The organism is Streptomyces sp. NPDC001980 (genome assembly GCF_040296885.1).
In the GTDB taxonomy this organism is placed as follows: domain Bacteria; phylum Actinomycetota; class Actinomycetes; order Streptomycetales; family Streptomycetaceae; genus Streptomyces.
Genome location: NZ_JBEOYD010000043.1, coordinates 17,286 through 42,381, shown reverse-complemented (window position 1 = coordinate 42,381; position 25,096 = coordinate 17,286). Strand labels below are relative to the sequence as shown.

21 protein-coding genes and 1 pseudogene are annotated in these 25,096 nt (G+C 70.9%); 20 read left to right on the top strand and 2 right to left on the bottom strand.

Going from position 1 to position 25,096, the window contains the following annotated elements:
• The first annotated feature begins 110 nt into the window (after nucleotides 1–110).
• From ABT137_RS41725 to ABT137_RS41695, 7 genes are all read left to right on the top strand, one after another.
• The gene (locus ABT137_RS41725; protein ID WP_351717280.1) at nucleotides 111–1,952 is read left to right on the top strand and encodes an APC family permease; all 1,842 of its coding nucleotides are present in this window, start codon (nucleotides 111–113) and stop codon (nucleotides 1,950–1,952) included.
• A 298-nt stretch (nucleotides 1,953–2,250) separates the two neighbouring features.
• Nucleotides 2,251–2,340 carry a K(+)-transporting ATPase subunit F gene (kdpF, locus tag ABT137_RS41720; RefSeq protein WP_016434100.1) on the top strand — a complete coding sequence of 30 codons (90 nt, stop codon included), beginning with the start codon at nucleotides 2,251–2,253 and terminating at the stop codon, nucleotides 2,338–2,340.
• Between the two features lie 7 nt (nucleotides 2,341–2,347).
• Nucleotides 2,348–4,012 carry a potassium-transporting ATPase subunit KdpA gene (gene kdpA, locus ABT137_RS41715; RefSeq protein ID WP_351717278.1) on the top strand — a complete coding sequence of 555 codons (1,665 nt, stop codon included), beginning with the start codon at nucleotides 2,348–2,350 and terminating at the stop codon, nucleotides 4,010–4,012.
• The gene (kdpB, locus tag ABT137_RS41710) at nucleotides 4,009–6,141 is read left to right on the top strand and encodes a potassium-transporting ATPase subunit KdpB (RefSeq protein WP_351717276.1); all 2,133 of its coding nucleotides are present in this window, start codon (nucleotides 4,009–4,011) and stop codon (nucleotides 6,139–6,141) included. Before kdpA (ABT137_RS41715) ends, kdpB (ABT137_RS41710) begins: the two co-directional genes overlap by 4 nt.
• Before the next feature lie 5 nt (nucleotides 6,142–6,146).
• Nucleotides 6,147–6,815 carry a potassium-transporting ATPase subunit C gene (locus tag ABT137_RS41705; protein WP_351717274.1) on the top strand — a complete coding sequence of 223 codons (669 nt, stop codon included), beginning with the start codon at nucleotides 6,147–6,149 and terminating at the stop codon, nucleotides 6,813–6,815.
• An 8-nt stretch (nucleotides 6,816–6,823) separates the two neighbouring features.
• Nucleotides 6,824–7,507: a response regulator gene (locus tag ABT137_RS41700; protein ID WP_351717272.1), complete on the top strand. Its 684-nt coding sequence runs from the start codon at nucleotides 6,824–6,826 to the stop codon at nucleotides 7,505–7,507.
• Nucleotide 7,508: 1 nt separating this feature from the next.
• Nucleotides 7,509–10,049: a sensor histidine kinase gene (locus tag ABT137_RS41695; protein WP_351717270.1), complete on the top strand. Its 2,541-nt coding sequence runs from the start codon at nucleotides 7,509–7,511 to the stop codon at nucleotides 10,047–10,049.
• Between the two features lie 27 nt (nucleotides 10,050–10,076).
• On the opposite strand, the gene ABT137_RS41690 is transcribed toward ABT137_RS41695, so the two are convergent.
• A complete protein-coding gene (locus ABT137_RS41690; protein ID WP_351717268.1) occupies nucleotides 10,077–10,610 on the bottom strand; it encodes a universal stress protein in 534 nt (177 codons plus the stop codon).
• 321 nt (nucleotides 10,611–10,931) lie between these two features.
• Here ABT137_RS41690 and ABT137_RS41685 point away from each other — a divergent pair, with 321 nt between their 5' ends.
• The 13 genes and pseudogenes from ABT137_RS41685 to ABT137_RS41630 all read left to right on the top strand — a co-directional run bounded on the left by ABT137_RS41685 (nucleotide 10,932) and on the right by ABT137_RS41630 (nucleotide 24,678).
• Nucleotides 10,932–11,279, top strand: a complete 348-nt coding sequence (locus tag ABT137_RS41685; RefSeq protein ID WP_351717267.1) for an SAV_915 family protein — start codon at nucleotides 10,932–10,934, stop codon at nucleotides 11,277–11,279.
• Nucleotides 11,280–11,326: 47 nt separating this feature from the next.
• Entirely contained in the window at nucleotides 11,327–12,661 is a 1,335-nt protein-coding gene (lysA, locus tag ABT137_RS41680) for a diaminopimelate decarboxylase (RefSeq protein ID WP_351717265.1), read from the top strand.
• 104 nt (nucleotides 12,662–12,765) lie between these two features.
• On the top strand, nucleotides 12,766–12,855 hold the full coding sequence (kdpF, locus tag ABT137_RS41675; protein ID WP_351717263.1) for a K(+)-transporting ATPase subunit F: 90 nt from the start codon (nucleotides 12,766–12,768) through the stop codon (nucleotides 12,853–12,855).
• The gene (gene kdpB, locus ABT137_RS41670) at nucleotides 12,855–15,008 is read left to right on the top strand and encodes a potassium-transporting ATPase subunit KdpB (protein ID WP_351717261.1); all 2,154 of its coding nucleotides are present in this window, start codon (nucleotides 12,855–12,857) and stop codon (nucleotides 15,006–15,008) included. The genes kdpF (ABT137_RS41675) and kdpB (ABT137_RS41670) overlap by 1 nt, the downstream gene beginning before the upstream one ends.
• A gap of 3 nt (nucleotides 15,009–15,011) precedes the next feature.
• Complete coding sequence (locus ABT137_RS41665; RefSeq protein WP_351717259.1) at nucleotides 15,012–15,866, top strand: potassium-transporting ATPase subunit C; 855 nt, start codon at nucleotides 15,012–15,014, stop codon at nucleotides 15,864–15,866.
• A 4-nt stretch (nucleotides 15,867–15,870) separates the two neighbouring features.
• Nucleotides 15,871–17,520, top strand: coding sequence for a potassium-transporting ATPase subunit KdpA (gene kdpA, locus ABT137_RS41660; RefSeq protein WP_351717258.1), 1,650 nt, complete (start codon nucleotides 15,871–15,873; stop codon nucleotides 17,518–17,520).
• Between the two features lie 132 nt (nucleotides 17,521–17,652).
• Complete coding sequence (locus tag ABT137_RS41655) at nucleotides 17,653–19,470, top strand: APC family permease (RefSeq protein ID WP_351717256.1); 1,818 nt, start codon at nucleotides 17,653–17,655, stop codon at nucleotides 19,468–19,470.
• Between the two features lie 96 nt (nucleotides 19,471–19,566).
• Nucleotides 19,567–20,054, top strand: a pseudogene (locus ABT137_RS51130) (family 43 glycosylhydrolase); the annotation flags it as partial.
• 174 nt (nucleotides 20,055–20,228) lie between these two features.
• Entirely contained in the window at nucleotides 20,229–20,321 is a 93-nt protein-coding gene (locus ABT137_RS51125) for a hypothetical protein (RefSeq protein ID WP_502984658.1), read from the top strand.
• A 148-nt stretch (nucleotides 20,322–20,469) separates the two neighbouring features.
• Nucleotides 20,470–21,762, top strand: coding sequence for an extracellular solute-binding protein (locus tag ABT137_RS41645; RefSeq protein WP_351717254.1), 1,293 nt, complete (start codon nucleotides 20,470–20,472; stop codon nucleotides 21,760–21,762).
• 8 nt (nucleotides 21,763–21,770) lie between these two features.
• Nucleotides 21,771–22,766 carry a carbohydrate ABC transporter permease gene (locus ABT137_RS41640; RefSeq protein ID WP_351717253.1) on the top strand — a complete coding sequence of 332 codons (996 nt, stop codon included), beginning with the start codon at nucleotides 21,771–21,773 and terminating at the stop codon, nucleotides 22,764–22,766.
• Nucleotides 22,763–23,596 carry a carbohydrate ABC transporter permease gene (locus ABT137_RS41635; protein ID WP_351717251.1) on the top strand — a complete coding sequence of 278 codons (834 nt, stop codon included), beginning with the start codon at nucleotides 22,763–22,765 and terminating at the stop codon, nucleotides 23,594–23,596. Before ABT137_RS41640 ends, ABT137_RS41635 begins: the two co-directional genes overlap by 4 nt.
• Nucleotides 23,597–23,625: 29 nt before the next feature.
• Nucleotides 23,626–24,678: an endo-1,4-beta-xylanase gene (locus ABT137_RS41630; protein WP_351717249.1), complete on the top strand. Its 1,053-nt coding sequence runs from the start codon at nucleotides 23,626–23,628 to the stop codon at nucleotides 24,676–24,678.
• Between the two features lie 106 nt (nucleotides 24,679–24,784).
• Here the strand turns inward: ABT137_RS41630 and ABT137_RS41625 are convergent, their stop codons facing one another.
• On the bottom strand, nucleotides 24,785–24,991 hold the full coding sequence (locus ABT137_RS41625) for a DUF5999 family protein (RefSeq protein WP_351717248.1): 207 nt from the start codon (nucleotides 24,989–24,991) through the stop codon (nucleotides 24,785–24,787).
• Nucleotides 24,992–25,096 lie beyond the last annotated feature (105 nt).

Genomic DNA, 25,096 nt, shown 5'->3' with positions numbered 1-25,096 from the left:
ACGCGCAAGGAATTGTCGGACCTGGGCAGGGCGGGACAGAACCTAGTCGCATCGCGCGCGGTACTCCCGTGCGCGAGACGTATATCCCGTTCGTTAAGGAGCACCCTCCCATGTCCGTACTGACCGCCGAGCCGGGGGCCGTGCCCGCCGGTGAGGAGCCGCCCGATACCGGGGAACGGCATCGCCTCACCGCCGTGACCGGCCTCGCCGCGCTGTCACTGGACGCGATGGCGTCGGTGGCGTACGGACCGGAGGCCATCGTGCTGGTGCTGGCCGCCGCCGGTGCGCACGGGCTCGGCTTCACGCTGCCCGTCACGCTCGCGATCGCGGCCCTTCTGGCGGTGCTCGTCGCCTCGTATCGGCAGGTCATCGCGGCCTTCCCGGACGGCGGCGGGTCCTACGCCGTGGCCCGGACCCATCTGGGGGCGCGGACCAGCCTGGTCGCCGCCGCCTCCCTGGTGCTGGACTACGTGCTCAACGTCGCCGTCGCCGTCACCGCCGGGGTCGCCGCCCTCACCTCCGCCTTCCCGGCGCTGTACCCGCACCGGCTGGTGCTGTGCCTGGCCGTGCTGGTGCTGGTCACGGGGGTGAACCTGCGGGGCATCGTGGAGTCGGCGAAGGCGTTCATCGTGCCGACGGTGGTGTTCGTCGGGTCGATCTTCGTGCTGATCGTGGTGGGGCTCTTCAGGTCCTCGCCGGCCAGTACGGTCACCGCCGCCGGGCATGCCTCCGTGCTCGCCGACAACGCCTCCAGCGTGGGTGCCCTGCTCCTGCTGAAAGCTTTCGCCTCCGGTTGTGCCGCCCTCACCGGCGTCGAGGCCATCGCCAACGCCGTGCCCTCCTTCCGGGTGCCCCGCGTCAAGCGCGCCCAGCACGCCGAGGTCGCCCTGGGCGCGGTGCTGGGCGCGATGCTGATCGGGCTCTCGGTGCTGATCTCCCGGTTCCATCTGCAGCCGGTCGCGGGCGTGACCGTCCTGGCCCAGCTCGCCGACGCCTCCCTCGGCCACAACTGGGGCTTCTACGTCATCCAGTTCGCGACGATGATCCTGCTCGCGTTGTCCGCGAACACCAGCTTCGGCGGGCTGCCGGTGCTGCTGAAGCTGCTCGCCCGGGACAACTACCTGCCGCACGTCTTCGCGCTGAAGGCCGACCGGCAGGTGCACCGGCACGGTGTGCTCGCCCTGGCCCTGGTCTCGGCCGCGTTGCTGGTGTTCTCCGGCGGCGACACCAACACGCTGGTGCCGATGTTCGCCATCGGGGTCTTCGTCGGCTTCACCGTCGCCCAGGTCGGGATGGTGAAGCACTGGCGGCTGCAGCGGGGGGCCGGCTGGCGGGGGAAGGCGCTGCTCAACGGGTTCGGGGCGGTCCTGACCGGGGTCGCCACCGTCGTGGTCACCGCCAGCAAGTTCACCGAGGGCGCCTGGCTTGTCGTGGTCATGCTGCCGCTGCTCGTCGGTGCCTTCGTCGCCGTGCACCGTGCCTACGGGCGGATCGGGGAGCGGCTCGGGCTCGGGCGGATCCCCGATCCGCCGCACCGGGAGCGGTCGGTCGTGATCGTGCCGGTGTCGTCGCTGTCCCGGCTCACCTCCCAGGCGCTGTCGGCGGCCGCTTCCCTCGGCGACGAGGTGCGGGCCGTCACCGTCTGCCATCCCGACCCCGAGGACCGCGCCCAGCTGCACGCCCTGGAGCGCGCCTGGGCCGCGTGGGACCCCGGGGTGCCGCTGGTCCGGCTGGCCTGCGAGCGGCGCACCCTGGGCCGTCCCATCGCCGCCTACGTCCGTGAGGTGACCGCGGCCGAGCCGGCCACCCAGGTGACCGTGCTGATCCCGGAGACCGAGCCGGAGCGGCTCTGGCAGCGGCTGCTGCAGAACCAGCGCGGTGCCGTCGTCGCCCATGCCGTGCGCAGGGAGACCGACGCGGTGATCTGCCGGCTGCGGTTCCGCCTGTCCTGACGCCTCCGGGGCTCCTGAGGCCGACGTTCCCCCAGTTCAGGGCGGTTTCGGCGGCCGAATGGCGCTTCCCGGTCGCGGGTTGGTCGCGGCCGCGTAAGAGTCCCGTCAAAGGCGCGAACACCGCCGTAAGGGACCCGTCAACGGCGGCTGAATCCGGCCAGAAAGACGCTTTCCTCTAACAGTCCAAGTCCGTTCCGAACCTCATCCAGGAGTTCACGATGGCCGATCTGGCCTTCGTCGTCACCGTGCTCGCGGGTTTCGCGCTGGTGGCCCTCGTCGCCAAGGGGGTGACCAAGCTGTGACCGCCGAGAACATCGTCGGCCTCGTCGTGGCCGTCGCCCTGCTGGGCTATCTCGTCCTCGCCCTGATCTTCCCGGAGAGGTTCTGAGACACCCATGGGTCCCGTAACCGCCGCCGTGCTCCAGCTCGTCGCGCTCATAGGCGCGCTGGCGCTCTGCTACATCCCCTTCGGCAACTACATGGCCAAGGTCTACTCCTCCGACAAGCACTGGCGCGTCGAGAAGTGGATCTACAAGGGCATCGGCGCCAACCCCGACACCGAGATGCGCTGGCCCGCCTATCTGCGCGGAGTCCTCGCCTTCTCCCTCGTCGGCGTCCTCTTCCTCTACCTGCTGCAGCGGCTCCAGGGCATCCTGCCCGGCTCGCTCGGCTTCTCCTCGGTCAACCCGGCGCAGTCGTTCAACACGGCCGTCTCCTTCGTGACCAACACGAACTGGCAGTCGTACTACGGCGAGCAGACCATGGGGCACATCGTCCAGACCGCCGGTCTGGCCGTGCAGAACTTCGTCTCCGCGGCCGTCGGCATCGCCGTCGCCGTGGCGCTGGTGCGCGGGTTCGCGCGCTCGCGCACCGGTGAGATCGGCAACTTCTGGTCCGACCTGGTGCGCGGCACCGTCCGCATCCTGGTGCCGGTCTCCGTCGTCGCCGCGATCGTCCTGGTCGCCTGCGGTGCCATCCAGAACTTCTCCGGCATCCACGCGGTCGGCCAGTTCATGGGCGGCTCGCAGCAGTGGAACGGCGGCGCGGTCGCCTCCCAGGAGGCCATCAAGGAGATCGGGACCAACGGTGGTGGCTACTTCAACGCCAACTCCGCCCACCCCTTCGAGAACCCGACGCCCTTCACCAACCTGTTCGAGATCTTCCTGATCCTGCTGATCCCGTTCGCGCTGACCCGCACCTTCGGTGTGATGGTCGGCTCGGTCAAGCAGGGTTACGCGATCCTCGCCACCATGGGCACCATCTGGCTCGGCTTCACCGCACTGATGATGTGGACCGAGTTCGCCCACCACGGCCCGGCGCTCCAGCTCGCGGGCGGCGCGTACGAGGGCAAGGAGGTCCGCTTCGGCGTCGGCGGCTCGTCGATCTTCGCCGTGGCGACCACGCTCACCTCGACGGGCGCGGTGGACTCCTTCCACTCCTCGTTCACCGGCCTCGGCGGCGGCATCACCATCCTGAGCATGCAGTTGGGCGAGATCGCGCCCGGCGGTACCGGTTCCGGCCTCTACGGCATCCTGATCATGGCGATCATCGCGGTGTTCATCGCCGGTCTGATGGTCGGCCGCACGCCCGAGTACCTGGGCAAGAAGATCGGTGCCCGCGAGATCAAGCTGTCGGCGATCTACATCCTGATCACCCCGGCGCTCGCGCTCGTCTTCACCGCGGCCTCCATGGCCCTGCCGACCCCGCCGCACTCCATGCTCAACCCGGGCGCGCACGGGTTCTCCGAGGTGCTGTACGCCTTCACCTCGGCGGCCAACAACAACGGCTCGGCCTTCGCCGGCCTGAACGCGAACACCGACTGGTTCAACACCATGACCGGACTCGCGATGCTGTTCGGCCGCTTCCTGCCCATGGTGTTCGTGCTGGCGCTGGCCGGCTCGCTCGCCGAGCAGAAGCCCGTCCCGGCCACGGCCGGCACCCTGCGCACCGAGAAGCCGCTCTTCACCGGCCTGCTCGTCGGCGCGATCCTGATCATCACCGGTCTGACCTACTTCCCGGCCCTGGCGCTGGGTCCGCTCGCCGAGGGGCTGGCGTCATGACCACCCGTACCCAGAAGTCAGAGGACTCCATGTCCACAGCCACCCCGACCCGGGCGCCGCACAGCGACGTCCCCACCGGGCACAAGCCCGCCGAAGGACGTGTCGGCGCGGGCCTGTTCGACCCCAAGCAGCTGGTCAAGTCCCTTCCCGAGGCCTGCCGCAAGCTCGACCCGCGGGTGATGGTCAAGTCGCCCGTGATGTTCGTGGTGTGGGTCGGCTCGATCCTGACCACCGTCTTCTCCTTCAAGGACCCCGGCGACTGGTTCGGCTGGACCATCAGCGCCTGGCTGTGGCTGACCGTGATCTTCGCCAACCTGGCGGAGGCGGTCGCCGAGGGCCGCGGCAAGGCCCAGGCCGACACCCTGCGCAAGGCGAAGACCGACACCATCGCCCGGCGGCTGACCGGCTCCACCGAGGAGCAGGTGCCCGGCACCGAGCTGAAGATCGGTGACCTGGTCGTCTGCGAGGCCGGCGACATCATCCCCGGTGACGGTGACGTCATCGAGGGCGTCGCCTCCGTCGACGAGTCGGCGATCACCGGTGAGTCGGCCCCGGTCATCCGCGAGTCCGGCGGTGACCGCAGCGCCGTGACCGGCGGTACGAAGGTGCTGTCCGACCGGATCGTCATCAAGATCACGACGAAGCCGGGCGAGACCTTCATCGACCGCATGATCAGCCTCGTCGAGGGCGCGGCCCGGCAGAAGACGCCGAACGAGATCGCGCTGAACATCCTGCTCGCCTCGCTGACCATCGTCTTCCTGCTGGCCGTCGCCACCCTGCCGCCGTTCGCCGACTACGCGGGCACCCACCTGACGATGGTCGTGCTGGTCGCCCTCCTTGTCTGCCTCATCCCGACCACCATCGGCGCGTTGCTCTCCGCGATCGGCATCGCCGGCATGGACCGGCTGGTGCAGCGCAACGTGCTCGCCATGTCCGGCCGCGCGGTCGAGGCCGCCGGTGACGTCTCCACGCTGCTGCTCGACAAGACCGGCACCATCACCCTCGGCAACCGCCAGGCCTCCGAGTTCGTGCCGGTGCGCGGGGTGACCGAGGCCGAGGTGGCCGACGCCGCACAGCTGTCGTCGCTGGCCGACGAGACCCCCGAGGGCCGCTCCATCGTCGTCCTCGCCAAGGAGAAGTACGGGCTGCGCGAGCGGCACCAGGGCGAGCTGGCGCACGCCGAGTGGATCGCCTTCACCGCCCAGACCCGCATGTCGGGTGTGGACGTCGACGGCCGGAAGATCCGCAAGGGCGCGGCCGGTTCGGTCATCGCCTGGGTCCGCGAGCAGGGCGGCACCGTCGCCGAGGACGCGGACACCCTCGCCAACGCCATCTCCGAGTCCGGCGGCACCCCGCTGCTCGTCGCGGTCGACGACGCCGAGGGCGCCCGGGTCCTGGGCGTCATCCACCTCAAGGACGTCGTCAAGGAGGGCATGCGCGAGCGGTTCGAGGAACTGCGCCGCATGGGCATCAAGACCGTCATGATCACGGGTGACAACCCGCTGACCGCGCGCGCCATCGCCGAGGAGGCGGGCGTCGACGACTTCCTCGCCGAGGCCACTCCCGAGGACAAGATGGCCCTCATCAAGCGGGAGCAGGCGGGCGGCAAGCTGGTCGCGATGACCGGTGACGGCACGAACGACGCGCCGGCGCTCGCGCAGGCCGACGTCGGCGTGGCGATGAACACCGGTACGTCGGCCGCCAAGGAGGCCGGCAACATGGTCGACCTCGACTCCAACCCGACCAAGCTCATCGAGATCGTCGAGATCGGCAAGCAGTTGCTGATCACCCGCGGTGCGCTGACCACGTTCTCCATCGCCAACGACGTCGCGAAGTACTTCGCGATCATCCCGGCCATGTTCGCCGTGGTCTACCCGGGCCTGGACAAGCTCAACATCATGCACCTGTCCTCGCCCAGCTCCGCGATCCTGTCCGCGGTCATCTTCAACGCGCTGATCATCATCGCGCTGGTGCCGCTCTCCCTGAAGGGCGTGCAGTACCGGCCGGTGAGCGCGGACAAGATGCTCCGCCGCAACCTCGGGATCTACGGCCTCGGCGGCCTGATCGCCCCCTTCATCGGCATCAAGATCATCGACATGATCATCTCTCTCATCCCTGGAATCGGCTGATCGCGATGAACAACTCCGTAACCAACACCGCCCGGTTGCTCTGGGCGGGCCTGCGGGCCCTCCTGGTGCTGACCCTGGTGACGGGCGTCGTCTACCCGCTGGTCGTCACCGGCATCGCCCAGGCCGCGTTCCACAACAAGGCGAACGGCTCCGAGATCAAGTCGGACGGCAAGGTCGTCGGCTCGTCCCTGATCGGGCAGTCGTACAACCTGCCGCTGAAGAAGGGCCAGGAGACCCCGGACGCGGACCTGCAGTGGTTCCAGGGCCGCCCGGCCAACGGGCTCGGCAGCAACAGCATCAACACCCAGTACAAGTTGATCCTTTCGGGTGCGACCAACCTGGCTGCCGACAACAAGGTGCTGATCCAGCAGGTGAAGGACGCCAAGGCCGCCGTCGTCAAGGACAACTCGGTGCCCGGCTACACGGTCTCGCCCTCCCAGGTGCCGGCCGACGCCGTCACCTCCTCGGGCTCCGGCCTGGACCCGGACATCTCCCCGGCCTACGCCGAACTCCAGGTCCACCGGGTCGCGGACAAGAACGGCCTGTCCGTCGCCCAGGTGGAGAAGCTGGTCAAGGACCACACCACGGGCCGCACGCTCGGCTTCATCGGTGAGCCCCGGGTGAACGTCCTCGAACTCAACATCGCGCTGAAGGATCTGACCAAGGGCAGTTGAGAGAACCGATGACCCGAGTGCTGGTCGTGGAAGACGACCCCCAGCTCGTGCGGGCACTCGTGATCAACATGCAGGCACGCCAGTACGGAGTGGACGCGGCGCCCGACGGCGCCACGGCCCTCCGGCTGGCGGCCGCGCGTCAGCCGGACGTGGTGATGCTCGACCTCGGACTGCCCGACATGGACGGGGTCGACGTCATCAAGGCGCTGCGTGGCTGGACCCGCGTACCGATCCTGGTGCTGTCCGCGCGGCAGGCCTCCGACGAGAAGGTCGCCGCGCTGGACGCGGGCGCCGACGACTACATCACCAAGCCGTTCAGCATGGACGAACTCCTCGCCCGGCTGCGGGCCGCGGTCCGCCGCACCGAGGACGTGCCGCTCACCCCCGAGACCACCCGGGTGGAGACGGCCGACTTCACCATCGACCTGCTCGCCAAGAAGGCGGTGCGGGCCGGTCACGACGTACGGCTCACCCCCACCGAGTGGCATCTGCTGGAGATACTGGTCACCAACCCCGGCCGGCTCGTCACGCAGAAACACCTGCTGCGCGAGGTGTGGGGAGTCACCCAGAGCAACAAGACCAACTACCTGCGGGTCTACATGGCCCAGCTCCGCCGCAAGCTGGAGGCGGACCCCTCGCACCCCCGGTACCTGATCACCGAGCCCGGCATGGGCTACCGCTTCGAAGGATGACATGGCACGCGGCAGGCTTCGGATCTACCTCGGCGCGGCTCCCGGCGTGGGCAAGACCTACGCCATGCTCTCCGAGGCCCACCGCCGGATCGAACGCGGCACCGACTGCGTCGTCGCGTTCGTCGAGCACCACGACCGGCCGCGCACCGAGGTGATGCTGCACGGCCTGGAGGAGATCCCGCGCAGGGAACTGGAGTACCGGGGCGCGGTGTTCACCGAGATGGACGTCGACGCAATCCTCGCCCGCCGCCCCCAGGTCGCCCTCGTCGACGAACTCCCGCACACCAACATCCCGGGCTCCCGCAACGCCAAGCGCTGGCAGGACGTGGAGGAGTTGCTGGCCGCCGGGATCGATGTCGTCTCGACGGTGAACATCCAGCATCTGGAGTCGCTGGGCGACGTCGTGGAGTCCATCACCGGGGTGCGGCAGCAGGAGACCGTGCCCGACGAGGTGGTACGGCGCGCCGACCAGATCGAACTGGTCGACATGTCCCCGCAGGCCCTGCGCCGCCGTATGGCGCACGGCAACATCTACCAGCCGGACAAGGTCGACGCGGCCCTGTCCAACTACTTCCGGCCGGGCAACCTCACCGCCCTGCGCGAACTCGCCCTGCTCTGGGTCGCGGACCGGGTCGACGAGTACCTGAACGAGTACCGCAGCGAGCACCGGGTCTCGAAGATCTGGGGTTCGCGGGAGCGGATCGTCGTCGGACTCACCGGCGGCCCGGAAGGACGGACTCTCATCCGTCGGGCGGCGCGGCTGGCCGAGAAGGGCGCCGGCGGCGAGGTGCTCGCCGTCTACATAGCGCGCAGCGACGGCCTCAACTCGGCCTCCCCGAAGGAACTCGCCGTCCAGCGCACCCTCGTCGACGACCTCGGCGGCACCTACCACCACGTCGTCGGCGACGACGTCCCGGCCGCGCTCCTCGACTTCGCGCGCGGGGTCAACGCCACCCAGATCGTCCTCGGCGTCTCCCGGCGCCGCAGCTGGCAGTACGTCTTCGGGCCGGGCGTCGGCGCCACGGTCGCCCGGGACTCGGGACCCGACCTCGACGTCCACCTCATCACCCACGACGAGGCCGGCAAGGGACGGCTCCCGCTGGGCCGTTCGGCGCGGCTCGGCCGGTCCCGGCTCATCTGGGGCTGGCTGACCGGTGTCCTCGGGCCGGTCCTGCTCACCTGGCTGCTGACCTCCGCCGCACCGGAGGTGGGCCTCGCCAACGACATGCTGCTGTACCTCGCGCTGACGGTCGCCGCGGCCCTGCTCGGCGGTCTGCTCCCGGCGCTCACCTCCGCGGTGGTCGGCTCCCTGCTGCTCAACTGGTTCTTCACGCCGCCCGTCCACACCCTCACCATCGCCGACCCGAAGAACATCGTCGCCATCGCGATCTTCGTCGGGGTCGCGGTGTCCGTGGCCTCGGTGGTCGACCTGGCCGCCCGGCGCACCCAGCAGGCGACCCGGCTGCGCGCCGAGTCGGAGATCCTGTCCTTCCTCGCGGGCAGCGTGCTGCGCGGCGAGACCAGCCTGGAGGCACTCCTGGAACGGGTGCGGGAGACCTTCGGCATGGAGTCGGTGGCGCTCCTGGAGCGGGCGGACGACGTGGCGCCCTGGACGTGCGCCGGCAGCGTCGGGCCGCAGCCCTGCCAGTCGCCGGAGCGGGCGGACGTCGACGTGCCGGTCGGCGACCACATGACCCTCGCCCTGTCAGGACGCGTACTGCCGGCCTCCGACCGGCGGGTGCTGGCCGCGTTCGCCGCCCAGGCTGCCGTCGTGCTCGACCGGCAGCGGCTCCAGCAGGAGGCGGACCAGGCGAAGGAGCTGGCGGAGGGCAACCGCATCCGTACCGCTCTGCTGGCCGCCGTCAGCCACGACCTGCGCACCCCGCTGGCCGGCATAAAGGCCTCGGTGTCGTCGCTGCGCTCGGACGACGTCGAGTGGTCCGAGCAGGACCGGGCGGAGCTCCTGGAGGCCATAGAGGCGGGCGCCGACCGGCTCGACCACCTCGTCGGCAACCTCCTCGACATGTCCCGCCTGCAGACCGGCACCGTTACGCCCATCGTCCGCGAGGCCGACCTGGACGAGGTGGTGCCGATGGCGCTCGGCGGGGTCCCCGAGGACAGCGTCGAGCTGGACATCCCGGAGACGCTGCCCATGGTGAACGTCGACAAGGGGCTGCTGGAACGGGTCGTCGCCAACGTGGTCGAGAACGCCGTCAAGTACAGCCCCGCGGACACCCCCGTACTGGTGAAGGCCAGCTCCATGGCCGACCGGGTGGAGGTGCGCGTCGTGGACCGCGGACCCGGCGTCCCGGACGAGGCCAAAGAACGCATCTTCGAGCCGTTCCAGCGGTACGGGGACTCACCGCGCGGTGCGGGGGTGGGGCTCGGCCTCGCCGTGGCCCGGGGCTTCGCCGAGGCGATGGGCGGCACGCTGACCGCCGAGGACACCCCCGGCGGCGGCCTCACCATGGTGCTGACCCTGCCGACCGCACCGGGCCGCAGTCCGGGGCGGCCGGACCTGCCGGCGGCTGTGACGTCGTAGCGCGGCGACCCGCCACAGGGCTCGGTGCTACGACAACTGCCGTGAGTCCAGCGGCAGATGCCAGCTGTTGCGGCGGTGCGCGGCGGCCAGCGCCTCCTCCAGCGGGGAGGGCGGCACGGCCAGGACCGGGCAGTGCGCGTGGGAGAGGCAGTAGCGGGCGACCCGGCCCGAGAAGGCCCGGTGCCAGCCGCGCCGGCCCGCACCGACGACCAGCACGTCGTCCTCCCGGTCCGCCGTCTCCACCAGGGACAGCCCGGGGGTGCCGCGCACCACGAGGCCGTGCAGGGGGGCGCCGGGCCCGGCGTCGCCGAAGACATCCTCCAGCACGTCGAGCAACCGCTGCCGGGCCATCCGCTGCCACTCGTCGACCAGCAGCATCGAGGCCGGTGAGCGCCGCGCCGCCAGCTCACCGCCCGGCGGCTCCCACACGAGCACCGGCCACAGTTCCGCATCCCGGCGCCGGGCCTCCGCCGCGGCCCGCGACAGGGCCGTGACGCTGCCCAGCGAACCGCTCACGCCGACCACGACCCGAACGGGCGCGCAGGCGTCGTAACCGGACATGACTCCACCGTTCTTCCGTAGGTGTCCCGGGGCGCTCCCGGGCCGGACGGGTACCCCGATCCGGTTCCATGACACTGCGTCGAACGGGTGACGGCCAGTGCCCGGGGCACTTCTTGGCACGCCTCTGACGGCCACTGTGACCGCCGCCACCAGCACCGACGGGTGCTCCGTCAGCGTCCCGTCAACGTCGCCGCGATCACCGTCAGCGTCCCGTCATGAGGCATCGGAGAGGGGCCGGAAGCGGGCATAGCGTCTTGGGCACGCCCCGCCGGCCGACCCGCCTCCGGGGCACCAGCTCCTTCCTGTGCCAGGAGGCATGTCATGCCAGAACTCTTGTGCGGTGACGATCCGGAGCCTTCCGATCGCTCCCCGGCCGGACCCCTGTTCGTACCGGTCCGGCCGGGACCCGCGGGATGTGCGGCCCGGCTCTTCCGCACCCCGCTCGGCGAGCGCACCGCCGTCGGTTTCACCTCGGCCCGCAGACTCGCCGCCACGCTCGGCCCCGACCAGGCCTGGATCCGGCTCGCCGAACCCGCGCTGCGCGCCCTGGCCGCACCGCTCGGCGTCACCACCGTGACGGTCGACCCGCAGCTGTCGGCGCCGGCCCCCGCGCCGGTCGCGCCGCTCCCGCGCGCCGCCGTGTCCCTGCGGACCGTCCGCACCGCCTGAGCCGCGTGAACCGCCTGATTCGTCCGAGTCTGAGAGGGGAGCGGTCGATGACCACCCTGCATGAACCCGTCGTCACCACCACGCCCGCCGATCTGTCGGTGTGGCCCGCCTCCACCACCGAGCCCCGGCCCGGCGACCTCGCCGTCGGCGGGGTCCCGCTCGCCGAGGTCGCCGACCGCTTCGGCACCCCCGTCTACGTCCTCGACGAGAACGAGGTCCGCGAGCGCTGCCGCACCTACCGGCACGCCTTCCCCGACGCCGAAGTCCTCTACGCCGCCAAGGCGTTCCTGTGCCGGGCGATGGTCCACTGGACCGAGGAGGAGGGGCTCGGCCTGGACGTCTGCTCGGCGGGCGAGCTGGAGTTGGCGGTCACCACCGGGTTCCCGCCGGAGCGGATCGTGCTGCACGGCAACGCCAAGTCGCCGCGCGACCTGGAGACCGCGCTGCGGCTGGGCGTCGGACGGATCGTCATCGACAGCCCCTCCGAGATCGCCCGGCTCGCCGCCGCCGTCGGACCCGACGGACACCAGAGGGTCATGGTCCGGGTGGTGCCCGGGATCAGCGCGGGCGGCCACGAGAAGATCCGCACCGGCACCGACGACCAGAAGTTCGGCCTCTCCATCGCCGACGGCTACGCCCAGCACGCCATCGCCCGGATACTGGACCAGCCGCAGCTCGAACTCACCGGCCTGCACTGCCACCTGGGCTCCCAGATCACCAGCGTCAAGCCGTACCTCGCCGCCGTGCGCCGGGTGGTCGGGCTCATGGCCCGGCTGCACGAACAGCACGGACTGGTACTGCCCGAGCTGGACCTCGGCGGCGGCCACGGCATCGCCTACCGGCCCGGCGAGGAGGCCCTCGACCTCACCGCTCTGGCCCGCAAGGTGCGCGCCGAACTGTCCGACGCCTGCGCGGCGGCCGGGCTGCCGGTGCCCCGCCTGATCATCGAGCCGGGGCGGGCCATCGTGGGCCCGGCCGGGATCGCCGTCTACCGCGTCCTCGCCGTCAAGAAGACCGGCGACCACACCTTCGTCGCCGTCGACGGCGGCATGAGCGACAACCCCCGGCCCGCGCTGTACGGCGTCCGGTACGCGCCCCGGCTCGTCGGCCGCGCGAGCGCCGCGCCCACCGCCCCGGTGACCGTCGTCGGCCGGCACTGCGAGGCGGGCGACGTCCTGGCCGCCGACGTCGAACTCCCCTCCGACCTGCGCCCCGGCGACCTGCTCGCGGTGCCGGTGGCCGGCGCCTACCACCTCTCCATGGCCTCCGGCTACAACCTGGTCGGCCGCCCGCCGGTCACCGCCGTCCGTGACGGCCACGCCCGGCTGCTGGTCCGGCGGGAGTCCCTGGACGACATCCGCCGCCGCGACGTCGGGCTCTGACCGGGCCCGTTCCCCGACCCACCTCCGGGCGAGCGGCGGCCCGGCCCTCGCCCGGAGGTGCTCCACGTCCCCTTGTGAAACATGCGTGTGAAGATGAGGTCCCTGTGACGATCGAGAACATCGTCGGGCTGGTCGTCGCGGTCGGCCTGCCGGCCTACCTCGTGGTGGCCCTGATCAAGCCGGAGCGCTTCTGATGACCGCCTCCGCACCCGTGCGCGACAGACCCGCCGGCACGGTACGACCACCCGACGCGGGCCCCGGCCGCCGGATAGGCGGCGGACTGCTCGACCCCCACCAGCTGTGGCGGGCCCTCCCGGCCGCGCTCCGCAAGCTCAACCCGGTGACCCTGGCCCGCAACCCGGTCATGTTCGTCACCGAGATCGGCGCGGCCCTGACCACCGGCCTCGCGATCGCGCACCCGTCCGGGTTCGGCTGGCTGATCACCGTCTGGCTGTGGCTGACCGTCGTCTTCGCCAACCTGGCCGAGGCGGTCGCCGAGAGCCGGGGCCGCGCCCAGGCCGACACCCTGCGCGGAATGCGCCGGCAGACCGTCGCCCGCAGGCTGACCGCCGCGCCGGACGGCGGGTACGCCGAAGAGAGCGTCGGCGCCGGGGAGTTGCGGCGCGACGACCTCGTGGTCGTCGAGGCGGGGGACCTGGTGCCCGGTGACGGTGACGTCGTCGAGGGCGTGGCCAGTATCGACGAGTCGGCGATCACCGGCGAGTCCGCGCCGGTCATCCGGGAGTCGGGCGGCGACCGTTCCGCCGTCACCGGCGGCACCCGGGTGCTGTCCGACCGGATCGTGGTCCGCATCACCCAGGAACCCGGCGAGTCCTTCCTGGACCGGATGATCTCCCTGGTCGAGGGCGCCAACCGGCAGAAGACCCCGAACGAGCTGGCCCTCAACCTGCTGCTCGTGATGATGACGTTCGTCTTCCTGGTCGCGGTCCTCACCCTGCAGCCGATGGCGATCTTCTCCAAGGGCGTCATGTCGGCCGCGCCCGACACCCAGGCACTCACCGCGCACGGCGTCACCGGGATCGTCCTGGTCTCCCTGCTGGTCTGCCTGATCCCGACCACCATCGGCGGTCTGCTGTCCGCGATCGGCATCGCCGGCATGGACCGGCTGGTGCAGCGCAACGTGCTGGCCATGTCGGGGCGCGCGGTGGAGGCGGCCGGTGACGTCAACACGCTGCTGCTCGACAAGACCGGCACCATCACCTACGGCAACCGGCGGGCGAGCGCGCTGCTGCCGGTCGGCTCGGTGCTGGGACGCCAACTCGCCGAGGCCGCCCTGCTGTCGAGCCTCGCCGACGAGACCCCCGAGGGACGGTCGATCGTCGAGTACGTGCAGGGGCAGTTCGGCATCGCGGCCACCACGCCCGAGGGCGCCGAGTGGGTCGCCTTCTCCGCCGTGACCCGGATGTCGGGGGCCGACCTTCCTGACGGGCGACGCCTGCGCAAGGGGGCGGCCGCAGCGGTCGCCGCCTGGGTCGAGGAGAACGACGGCACGGTTCCGGTCGCCCTGGACGCCTGCGTGGAGCAGATCTCGGCCTCCGGCGGCACCCCGCTCGCGGTGGCCGAGGCCGCCGGCGACGGCCCGGCGCGGCTGCTCGGCGTCGTCCACCTCAAGGACGTCGTCAAGCCCGGCCTGCGTGAGCGCTTCACCGAGCTGCGCCGGATGGGCATCCGCACGGTCATGATCACCGGCGACAACCCGGTCACCGCGCGCGTCATCGCCGAGGAGGCGGGCGTCGACGACTTCCTCGCCGAGGCCACCCCCGAGGACAAGCTCGCCCTGATCAAGAAGGAACAGGCGGGCGGCAAGCTGGTCGCGATGACCGGCGACGGGACGAACGACGCCCCGGCCCTCGCCCAGGCAGACGTCGGCGTCGCCATGAACACGGGGACGTCGGCCGCCAAGGAGGCCGGCAACATGGTCGACCTCGACTCCGACCCCACGAAAATCATCGACATCGTCGAGATCGGCAAGCAACTCCTCATCACCCGGGGCGCGTTGACCGCGTTCTCCATCGCCAACGACATCGCCAAGTACTTCGCGATCCTCCCGGCGATGTTCGGCGGGGTCTATCCGGCCCTGGACGCGGTCAACATCATGCGGCTGCACTCACCGGCCTCCGCGATCCTGTCCGCGGTCATCTTCAACGCGGTCATCATCATCGCGCTGATCCCGCTGGCCCTGCGCGGCGTCCGCTACCGGCCCAGCAGCGCCGACGCCCTCCTCACCCGCAACCTGTGGATCTACGGCATGGGCGGGCTCGTCCTGCCCTTCCTCACCATCAAGCTCATCGACTTCGCCGTCGTCCAGTTCATCCCGGGGCTCTGACTCATGACCTTCCTCTCCAGGATGCCCTCCTGGGTCGGCCACCATCTGGCGGCGATCCGGGTGGTCATCGTGCTCACGCTGGTGCTGGGCCTCGGCTACCCGCTGGCCATGACGGCGATCGCCCAGGTCCCGGGCCTGCGGGACGACGCGCAGGGCCGTACCTCGCTGATCGGCCAGTCCTTCCTCGACAAGAAGGGCCACCCGATCCCGTACTACTTCCAGTCCCGCCCCTCCAACGCCGGTACCGGATACGACGCCTCGGCCTCCGCCGCAGGCAACCTCGGCCCGGAGTCGACCGTCGACGTCCTCGGCCCCGACGGCAAGCAGAGCCTGCTCACCCAGGTCTGCGCCCGCAGCAGGGCGGTCGGCGAGCTGGAGCACGTCGACGGCTCCCGGCCGTACTGCACCTCCGACGGGGTCGGCGCCGTCCTCGGCGTGTTCCGCGACGGCGGTACGACGGGGAAGGCGACCCGGGTCGTCAGCCTCGACCAGGCCTGCCCCGCCAGGCCGTTCCTCGCCACCTACGAGGGCGTCACCGTCACGTGCGCCAAGGCCGGCGAGGACTACGGCGCGGCCGTCGTCACCCCGGTCCGCGGGAACGCGCCCGCCCACCCGAAGGTCCCCGCCGACGCGGTCACCGCGAGCGGCAGCGGCCTCGACCCGCAGATCAGCCCGGCCTACGCCGCACTCCAGACCCCGCGCGTCGCCCGCGAACGCGGCATGACCGAGGCGGCCGTACACCAGCTGGTCGAGAAGTACACCAGCGGCCGGGCCCTCGGCATCCTCGGCGAACCCGCCGTGAACGTCGTCCAGTTGAACGCGGCCCTCGACCGCATGCATCCCGTGAAGGGGGCCTGACCCCATGTACGGCTGGCTTCAGGCCACCCTCGTCCTCGCCGTCGTCGTGGGACTGCACGTCCCGCTCGGCGACTACCTGGCCCGCGCTCTCGACGGCGGCTCCCACCACCGCGCCGAACGCGCCCTCTACAAGGTGTGCGGCGTCGACCCCGACCGTGAACAGGACTGGCGGCACTACCTGTTCGCTCTCCTCGCCTTCAGCCTGGTCAGCATCGCCGCGCTGTTCGCGCTCTTCACCCTCCAGGGCGGGCTGCCCTGGTCCACCGGCCACGCCGGCATGCCCTGGCGGCTCGCCCTGCACACCGCCGTCAGTTTCACCACCAACACCAGCTGGCAGAACTACGCGGGTGAGTCCACCACCGGGCACCTGGCCGTCATGGCCGGCCTGGGCGTGCAGGCGTTCGCCTCGGCGGCCGTCGGCATCTGCGCCGCGCTGGCCCTGATCCGGGGGCTGGTGCGCCGGGACACGGACCGGCTGGGCAACTTCTGGGTGGACCTGATCCGTACGATCTTCCGGGTCGTCCTCCCGCTGTCGATCGTCTCCGGGATCATCCTGATCGCCCTCGGCGTCCCGCAGAACCTCGCGAGCCCGCACACCGTCACCACCGTGGCGGGCGGTCAGCAGACCCTGCTCGGCGGTCCGGTCGGCTCCTGGGAGCCGCTCAAGCTGATGTCGGGCGACGGCGGCGGCATCTTCAACGCCAACAGCGCCCACCCCTTCGAGAACCCGTCCGCGTTCACCAACGCGATCGAGATCGTGCTCATGCTGCTGATCCCGACCGCCTTCATCCGCACCTACGGCCGCATGATCGGCTCGCTCCGGCAGAGCTGGACCCTGCTCACCGTCGTCGGCATCCTCTTCGGCCTGCTGCTGGCGGCCGGCAGCCTCGCCCAGAGCGCCCACACCGGCACCGTGACCGAGGCGGTCGGCGGGCAGTACGAGGGCACCGAGACCCGCATCGGCGTGCCCGGCTCCACCCTCTTCGGCGTCGCCGCCACCGGCTCCGCCGACGGCGCGGCCAACGCCTCGTACGACAGCTTCTCCAGCCTCGGCGGCGGGGTGCTGCTGTCGGCGATGATGCTCGGCGAGATCGCGCCCGGCGGCACCGGCAGCGGACTGTACGGCCTGATCATGGCCGTGCTGATCGCCGTGTTCGTCGGCGGCCTGATGGTCGGGCGGACCCCCGAGTACCTGCGCAAGCGGATCGGGTTCCCGGAGATGCGGTACGTCGTGCTCTACGCGCTGGTCGCCCCGACCGCCATCCTCGGCTGCGCCGCCCTCGCGGTGGCCCTGGGCGACGGCCAGTCGTCCATGGGGAACCCGGGACCGCACGGCCTGACCGAGCTGGTGTACGCCTACACCTCCAACGTCAACAGCAACGGCAGCGCCATGGCCGGCTTCAACGGCGCCACCGACTTCCACAACCTGCTGATGGTGGCGGCGATGCTGATCGGCCGTTACGTACCGATGGTGTTCCTGCTGGCCCTGGCCGGCCGGCTGGCCCGGCAGCAGCCCGGTGTCGTCACCGTCGGCACCCTCCAGGCCCGCGGCGTCAACTTCGTCGCCCTGGCCACCGGGGCCGCGATCATCCTGGCGCTGCTCAACTTCCTGCCCGCGCTGTCCCTCGGCCCGCTCGCGGAGGGGCTCCTGTAGAGACTCCCGGGCGGGCCGGCCCTCCTCACTCACACTCACGCCGGCCGGCCCGCCCGGGCACCACCACGGGCGCGCGGACACGGCACGGAGGACACTGTTGCCGACCGTCCCACCGGCCGTGATGAGGTACCGATGGCGTATGGCCTGGCACGCCGTGAACTGAGACCGAGGGTTCCACTGCGCCCGGGGGAGGGCGACAAGCACCGTCTGACCAGCCTGGAAGGGCTGGCCGCGCTCTCCCTGGACGCGCTCAGCTCCGTGGCGTACGGCCCCGAGGCGATCGTGCTGGCCCTGGTGGTCGCCGGCACCGGGGCCCTCAGCGCCACCCTGCCCATCACCCTCGCGATCACCTTCCTGCTCGCGGCGCTCGTCGTGTCGTACGGGCAGGTCATCGCCGTTCACCCGGACGGGGGCGGTGCCTATGCCGTCGCCAAGACCGACCTCGGCGCCACCGCGAGCCTGCTGGCCGCCGCCAGCCTGGTCGTCGACTACGTCCTCACGGTCGCCGTCAGCCTCGCCGCCGGCGCCGACGCGCTCGTCTCCGCCTTCCCGGCCCTCGCCCACGACAAGCTGCTCGTCTGCCTGGTCGGCCTGGCCCTGCTGACGGCCGTGAACCTGCGCGGCGTGACCGAGAGCGCCCGGGTGCTGATGCTGCCGACGCTCCTGTTCATCGCCGCGATCCTCGGTGTCATCCTGCTCGGCCTGCTGCGCGGGCACCCGGTCGCCGTCGTCGGCACCGACCAGCCCGTGCACGCGACCGAGGCACTGAGCGCGCTGGTGATCCTCAAGGCGTTCTCGTCCGGCTGCTCGGCCCTGACCGGCGTGGAGGCCATCGCCAACGCCGTGCCGACCTTTCGCACGCCGAGGGTCAAGCGCGCCCAGCGCACCGAACTGATGCTGGGGGCGCTGCTCGGGACCATGCTGATCGGGCTGGCCGTCCTGATCCACCGCGACCATGTGGCCCCGCGCGGCGGGGTGACCGTCCTCGCCCAGCTCACCGCGGGCGCCTACGGCACCGGCTGGCCCTACTACGCCACCAACCTCGTCGTCACCCTCGTCCTGGGCCTGGCCGCCAACACCAGCTTCGGCGGGCTGCCGGTGCTGATGAGCCTGCTCGCCCGCGACCACCGGCTGCCCCACCTCTTCGGCCTGCGCGCCGAACGCCCGGTCTACCGCTACGGCGTGGTCGCCGTCGCCCTGCTCGCCGCGCTCCTCCTGCTGGCCACCGACGCCGACACCCACCGGTTGCTGCCGCTCTTCGCCATCGGCGTCTTCATCGGCTTCACCCTCAGCCAGACCGGCCTGGTCCGGCACTGGGCGACCGGGCGCCCGGCCGGCTGGAAGCGCCGCGCGCTCATCAACGGCACCGGCGCCGTGCTCACCACCCTCGCCGGGGTCATCCTGCTGTTCACCAAGTTCCTCTCCGGCGCCTGGGTGGTCGTGATCGCCGTACCGCTGATGATGCTGCTGTTCGCCCGCATCCAGCGCTACTACACCGAGGTGGGCGAGGAACTGGGCCTCGGCCGCATCCCGGAACCACCGGCCCGGCGCACCGCCAGCCTGGTGATCGTGCCGATCGGCGAGGTCAGCAAGCTCGCCCGGCACGCCCTCGGCGCCGCCCTCGCCCTCGGCGACGAGGTGGTCGCGGTCGCGGTGCACGGCGACCCGGCGAGGTCCCGGGCGCTGGAGGAGGCCTGGGCGCGCTGGAACCCCGGCGTGCGCCTCGACATCATCGACAGCCCGCACCGCTCGCTGGTGCAGCCGGTCGTCGACTACGTGCAGCGCGCGGCGGCGGACGGTCGTCAAGTGGCCGTGCTCATCCCCGAGGTGGAGCCGAGACACCGGCGCTACGAGATCCTCCAGAACCAGCGCGGCCTGCTCCTCGCCACCGTCCTGCGGGCCCGCACCGACGTCGTGGTGTGCCTGCTGCCGTACCGGCTGAAGCTCTGACGGCCGCCTTGTCGGCCCCTTGAGCGCGCTCCTGCAGTGCGCCCCGTAATGTTCGCCGACCTCGCCGAAACTTTCGGCGTGGCCTGGGGGGCACACATGCGGACCTACGGCAACCCGGTCATCCCCGGCTTCCATCCCGACCCGGGCGTGTGCCGGGTCGGAGCGGACCACTACCTCGTCCGTTCCAGCTTCGAGTACTTCCCCGGCGTGCCGCTCTTCCACAGCCGGGACCTGGTGCACTGGCGGCAGCTCGGCAACGTCCTCGACCGGCCGGGGCAGTTGACGCTGCCCGACGACACCCCGGCCTCGGGCGGCATCCACGCCCCGACGATCCGGCACCACGACGGGCCGAGGGACCTTGGTCCGACCCTGTGTGGATCGACGTCCCCGGCATCGACCCGGACCTCGCCTGGGACGAGAACGGCGACTGCTGGTCGCCGAGGGCGGTACCGCGCTCGGGCACGGGGCGTCCGTGGCCCCCGCCCTCGCGCCGCACTGGATCTCCCCGCGCAGCCGGTCGTACGGATCGGGCCGGTGCGGCAGTGGATCGCCGAACGCCCGGTGCCGCCGGGCCCGTTGACCCTGGTGATCGAGATCCGTACGAACCGGGTGCCGCCGCCCACCGCCACCGCGCCCGGGGCGGACGGCGAGGCGACCGGCGTCCGCCCCGCCGGGCCCGACGCCGTGACCCTTTCGATCGAAACGCCCGACGGTGTCGTTCGGCTGGCCGAACTGACGGCCGCTCTCTCTCCACCGAGGTGGCGGGCGGGTTCACCGGCCGGGTCATCGGCATGTACGTCACCGAGGGGCGGGCCGCCGTCGACTGGTTCGAGTACGTGCCCATCAGCTGATGCGCGACACCTTGACGCTCCTGATGCGCCTTTCTAGAGTCGCCGTTCGGAACGTTCGGTGAAAATACCGAATGTTTCGAAAACGGCGGCCCCAGAGCACCACCGAACCAGGACGGCGTCGGTCGTCCCGTACCCCAAGGAGCGCATCATGGGCGACCCGGCACTGTCCCGGCGCGGATTCCTGACGGCCACCGCGGCCGCCGGTCTGGGCATGACCGCCCTCAGCGGCTGCGGCGGCTCGGACTCGGGGACGTCGGGGGGAACCACCACCGTCGAGTGGTGGAACATCTCCACGACCGAGCCGGCGAAGGGCGTGTGGGCGGCCCTCGCCAAGAAGTTCGAGGCGCAGAACCCCAAGGTCAAGCTGAAGATCGTCCAGCTGGAGAACGACGCCTACAAGACGAAGATGACGGCTCTGACCGCCTCCGGGAAGCTCCCCGACATCTTCCACACCTGGGGTGGCGGCGTCCTCCAGCAGCAGGTCGACGCCGGACTCGTCAAGGACCTCACCGACCCCACCAAGTCCTGGGCCGACGGCCTGCTCCCGGTCGCCAAGCAGGCGTACATCCTCGACAACAAGACCTACGGCATCCCCTTCGACATCGGCATGGTCGGCTTCTGGTACAACAAGGCGCTCTTCAAGAAGGCCGGGATCAGCACGCCCCCGACCACCTGGAGCGGGTTCCTCGACGCCGTGAAGAAGCTGAAGGCCGCCGGTGTCACCCCCCTCGCGCTGGCCGGCAAGGAGAGCTGGACCGGCATGTACTACTGGGCGTACCTCGCGATGCGCACCGCCGGCATCGACGCCCTCAAGAAGGCCGACGACGACAAGGACTTCACCGGTGCCGGGTTCGTCGAGGCCGGACAGCACCTGAAGGACCTCGTCGCCCTCCAGCCCTTCCAGAAGGGGTTCCTGGGCGCCGCCTACTCCACCCCGACCGGCCAGGCCGCCACCGTCGGCAACGCCAAGGCCGCGATGGAGCTGATGGGCCAGTGGGCGCCCAGCGTCGAGGCCGACGCCGGCAAGGGCATCGGCGCCGACCTCGGCTTCTTCCCGTTCCCGGCCGTCGAGGGCGGCAAGGGCACCATCACCGAGGTTTTCGGAGGCGGCGGCGGACACGCGCTGCGCGCCGACGCCCCGCAGGCCGCCGTCGACTTCCTGGAGTTCTTCGCCTCCGAGACGACGGATGTGGAACTGGTGAAGAAGACCAGCGTGCTGCCCGTCGTACCCGCCGCCGAGAGCGCCATGACCGACGCCAACCTCAAGCTCGTCCAAGCCCAGTTGAAGGCCGCCACCGGTTTCCAGCTCTACCTCGACCAGGCCTACGCGCCGGCCGTCGGCCAGCAGGTCAACGACAGCGTGGCCGGGCTGATCGCCGGGTCCAAGTCGCCCGCGGACGTCGCGCAGGCGATCACCAAGACCGCGAAGGAAGAGCAGTAGGCCGCCCGATGACCTCGACCTACCTGCCCGGCACCCGGTCGGGACCGGACGCCGCGCCGCAGCCGCTTCCGACCTCGGGCCGGGCCCGTTCCCGGCGCCGGCTGCTGCACTGGCTCACCGCCATGGGCTTCCAGCTGCCCGCCCTGGCGCTGTTCGGCGTCCTCGTCCTGCTGCCGATCCTGTTCGCGCTGTACGCATCCTTCTTCCGCTGGGGCGGCTTCGGCATGCCCTCCGACTACACCGGCACCGACAACTTCACCCGGCTCTTCCAGGACGACGTCTTCCTCGGCGACCTGTGGCGCTGCCTGGTCCTGGTCCTGCTGTCGCTGGCGTTGCAACTCCCGTTCGCGCTCGCCATGGCGGTCCTGCTCAACCAGCGGATCCGCGGCCGGGCCGTCTACCGGATGCTGTTCTTCGCGCCGTACGTGCTCTCCGAGGCGATCACCGGCGTCCTGTTCGGCATGATCTTCGCCCCCGGCGACGGTCTCGCCGACCACCTGCTGAGCGACCTCGGCCTCGGCGCGCTCGGCGGGAAGTGGTTCGCCGACCCCTCCACCGTCATGGCCACCCTCTTCCTGGTCATGACCTGGAAGTACTTCGGCTTCCACATGATGCTCTACCTGGCCGGACTCCAGTCCATCCCGGCCGAGTTGACGGAGGCCGCGACCGTCGACGGCGCCTCGCCCTGGCAGCGCTTCCGGCACGTCACCCTGCCCCTGCTCGCGCCCACCCTGCGGATCAGCGTCTTCCTGTCGGTGATCGGCTCCATCCAGCTCTTCGACCTGGTGTGGGTGGTCACCGCGGGCGGCCCGGACCACCACTCGGAGACCATGGCCGTGACCATGTTCCAGTACGGCTTCAAGCGCTACCAGGTCGGCTACGCCAGCGCGATCAGCGTGGCCATGTTCGCCGTCAGTCTCGTCTTCGCCCTCGCTTACCAGCGGTTCGTGCTCCGCCGCGACCTGGCCGGCGCCACCACGACCATGCGGGGGGACGGCGCATGAGCGACAGCCGCAAGACCGTACGGACACTTCCGCTGCACCTGGTCCTCGTCCTCGTCGGCGCGCTGATGGTCGTACCCCTGCTGTACGCCCTGCTGTCCGGGTTCAAGACGACCGGCGAGCTGTCCCGCAACCCGGTCGGGCTGCCCGAGTCCTGGGTCACCTCCAACTACACCGGCATCCTCGGCTCCGGCGCGTTCTGGCGGCTGGTCGGCAACAGCACGCTGATCGCGGTCGCCACCACCGTGCTCGTGGTCGCGGTGTCGGCGCTGGCCGCCTTCTCCTTCGCGCGGTTCGCGTTCCGCGGGCGGGAAGTGCTGTTCACCGTGTTCACGATGGGCCTGATGTTCCCGTTCGCGGTGGCCGCCCTGCCCCTCTTCCTGCTGCTGCGCTCGATGAACCTGCTGGACAACCCGCTGGGCGTGATCCTGCCGCAGGCCGCGTTCGGGCTGCCGATGACCATCATCATCCTGCGCGGCTTCTTCCGCGAGATTCCGGGGGAGCTGGAGGAGGCGGCCACCCTCGACGGCTGCGGGCCGTTCGGCTTCTTCTGGCGGATCCTGCTGCCCATGGCCCGGCCCGCGCTCGGCACGGTCTCCGTGCTCGCGGTCGTCACCAGCTGGAACAACTTCTTCCTGCCGCTGCTGGTCTTCACCGACGCCACCTGGTGGACCGTCCCCATCGGCGTGCAGCAGTTCCAGGGCCAGTACGCCACCGACACCGCCCGGGTCTTCGCCTACCTGGTCCTCGCCATGGTTCCCGCCCTGGCTTTCTACTCGGTCGCCGAGCGCCAGCTGGTCGGCGGCCTCACCGCCGGCGCCACCAAGGGCTGAACATCCCACCCACGGACAGGAGTCGCACGATGTCCCGTACCCGGCTCAGACTCGCCGGTGCCCTCGCGGCCGTACTCGTGGCGGCCGGGGTGGCCACCGGCCCCGCCGCCCAGGCCCACGACCGGCCACCCACCCTCGCCGAACTGGCCCAGCGTCACGGCCGCTACTTCGGCTCCGCCACCGACAACCCCGAACTCACCGACACCGCCTACACGAAGCTGCTCGGCACCGAGTTCGACATGATCACGCCCGGCAACGGCATGAAGTGGTACGCCACCGAACCCCAGCAGGGCGTCTTCGACTGGACCAACGGCGACCAGATCGTGAACCTCGCCCGCAAGAACCACCAGCAGGTCCGCGCCCACACCCTGGTCTGGCACAGCCAGCTGCCCGACTGGCTCACCTCACGCGACTGGACGGCCACCGAACTGCGGGCGGTCCTGAAGAAGCACATCCAGACCGAGGTACGGCACTACCGGGGCAGGGTCTACTCCTGGGACGTCGTCAACGAGGCCTTCAACGAGGACGGCAGCTACCGCGAGACCCTCTGGTACAAGACACTCGGCCCCGGCTACATCGCGGACGCACTGCGCTGGGCCCACCAGGCCGACCCGCACGCCCGGCTCTACCTGAACGACTACAACATCGAGGGCCTCGGCGCGAAGAGCGACGCCTACTACGCGCTCGCCCAGCAGCTGAAGGCGCAGCACGTCCGGCTGGACGGCATCGGCTTCCAGGCCCACCTCGCCCTCCAGTACGGCTATCCGGCCACTCTGGAGGACAACCTCGGCCGCTTCTCCCGCCTCGGCCTGGACACCGCGCTCACCGAGGTGGACGTACGGATGCAGCTGCCGGCCACCGACGAGAAGCTGGCCGAGCAGGCGACCTGGTACGCGGATCTGACCCGGGCGTGCCTCGCCGTGCGCAGGTGCGTGGGGATCACGGTCTGGGACTACACGGACAAGTATTCGTGGATCCCGGCGTTCTTCCCGGGCGAGGGCGCGGCCCTGCCCTGGGACGAGCAGCTCGCTCCCAAACCGGCCTACTTCGCGCTGCGCACAGCACTCGGCTACACCGGGTAACCGTCCCCGGACGCACGTCGGGGCCGGTGCGCACCATGTGTGCGTCCGGCCCCTGCTGGTCACCGGGCGGAGCGGCGGGGCCGCCCGGGGTGGTGCGGTGGGTCCGTCAGGCGGCGGTCACCACGCGGCCGGCACCGACCGGGCGGTGCGGCGCGATGATCTGGCCGTCGGGCAGGAGCTCACCGGTGTCCTCGAACAGGAGAACGCCGTTGCACAGCAGGCTCCACCCCTGCTCCGGGTGGTGCGCCATGAGGCGGGCGGACTCCCGGTCGGCGGATTCGGCTGTCGGACACGGCGGCTGGTGCTGGCACATGGATAGGGTCTCTCGCTCGGTCGTGGTCATGTCGTCCCCCGTGGTGATGTGTCGGTCGAAACCAGTGTTGCCTTCCTGGCGTTGCTCCGCAGGGATTTCGCTGCA

Excerpts from the sequence above, each read along its gene's own strand:
- kdpB (WP_351717261.1), top strand. The coding sequence starts at position 12,855 with ATGACCGCCTCCGCACCCGTGCGCGACAGACCCGCCGGCACGGTACGA.
- ABT137_RS41630 (WP_351717249.1), top strand. The coding sequence starts at position 23,626 with ATGTCCCGTACCCGGCTCAGACTCGCCGGTGCCCTCGCGGCCGTACTC.
- ABT137_RS41645 (WP_351717254.1), top strand. The coding sequence starts at position 20,470 with ATGGGCGACCCGGCACTGTCCCGGCGCGGATTCCTGACGGCCACCGCG.
- ABT137_RS41635 (WP_351717251.1), top strand. The coding sequence starts at position 22,763 with ATGAGCGACAGCCGCAAGACCGTACGGACACTTCCGCTGCACCTGGTC.
- kdpA (WP_351717278.1), top strand. The coding sequence starts at position 2,348 with ATGGGTCCCGTAACCGCCGCCGTGCTCCAGCTCGTCGCGCTCATAGGC.
- kdpA (WP_351717258.1), top strand. The coding sequence starts at position 15,871 with ATGTACGGCTGGCTTCAGGCCACCCTCGTCCTCGCCGTCGTCGTGGGA.
- ABT137_RS41685 (WP_351717267.1), top strand. The coding sequence starts at position 10,932 with ATGCCAGAACTCTTGTGCGGTGACGATCCGGAGCCTTCCGATCGCTCC.
- kdpB (WP_351717276.1), top strand. The coding sequence starts at position 4,009 with ATGACCACCCGTACCCAGAAGTCAGAGGACTCCATGTCCACAGCCACC.
- ABT137_RS41655 (WP_351717256.1), top strand. The coding sequence starts at position 17,653 with ATGGCGTATGGCCTGGCACGCCGTGAACTGAGACCGAGGGTTCCACTG.
- ABT137_RS41700 (WP_351717272.1), top strand. The coding sequence starts at position 6,824 with ATGACCCGAGTGCTGGTCGTGGAAGACGACCCCCAGCTCGTGCGGGCA.
- ABT137_RS41690 (WP_351717268.1), bottom strand. The coding sequence starts at position 10,610 with ATGTCCGGTTACGACGCCTGCGCGCCCGTTCGGGTCGTGGTCGGCGTG.
- lysA (WP_351717265.1), top strand. The coding sequence starts at position 11,327 with ATGACCACCCTGCATGAACCCGTCGTCACCACCACGCCCGCCGATCTG.
- ABT137_RS41705 (WP_351717274.1), top strand. The coding sequence starts at position 6,147 with ATGAACAACTCCGTAACCAACACCGCCCGGTTGCTCTGGGCGGGCCTG.
- ABT137_RS41625 (WP_351717248.1), bottom strand. The coding sequence starts at position 24,991 with ATGTGCCAGCACCAGCCGCCGTGTCCGACAGCCGAATCCGCCGACCGG.
- ABT137_RS41665 (WP_351717259.1), top strand. The coding sequence starts at position 15,012 with ATGACCTTCCTCTCCAGGATGCCCTCCTGGGTCGGCCACCATCTGGCG.
- ABT137_RS41725 (WP_351717280.1), top strand. The coding sequence starts at position 111 with ATGTCCGTACTGACCGCCGAGCCGGGGGCCGTGCCCGCCGGTGAGGAG.
- ABT137_RS41640 (WP_351717253.1), top strand. The coding sequence starts at position 21,771 with ATGACCTCGACCTACCTGCCCGGCACCCGGTCGGGACCGGACGCCGCG.
- ABT137_RS41695 (WP_351717270.1), top strand. The coding sequence starts at position 7,509 with ATGGCACGCGGCAGGCTTCGGATCTACCTCGGCGCGGCTCCCGGCGTG.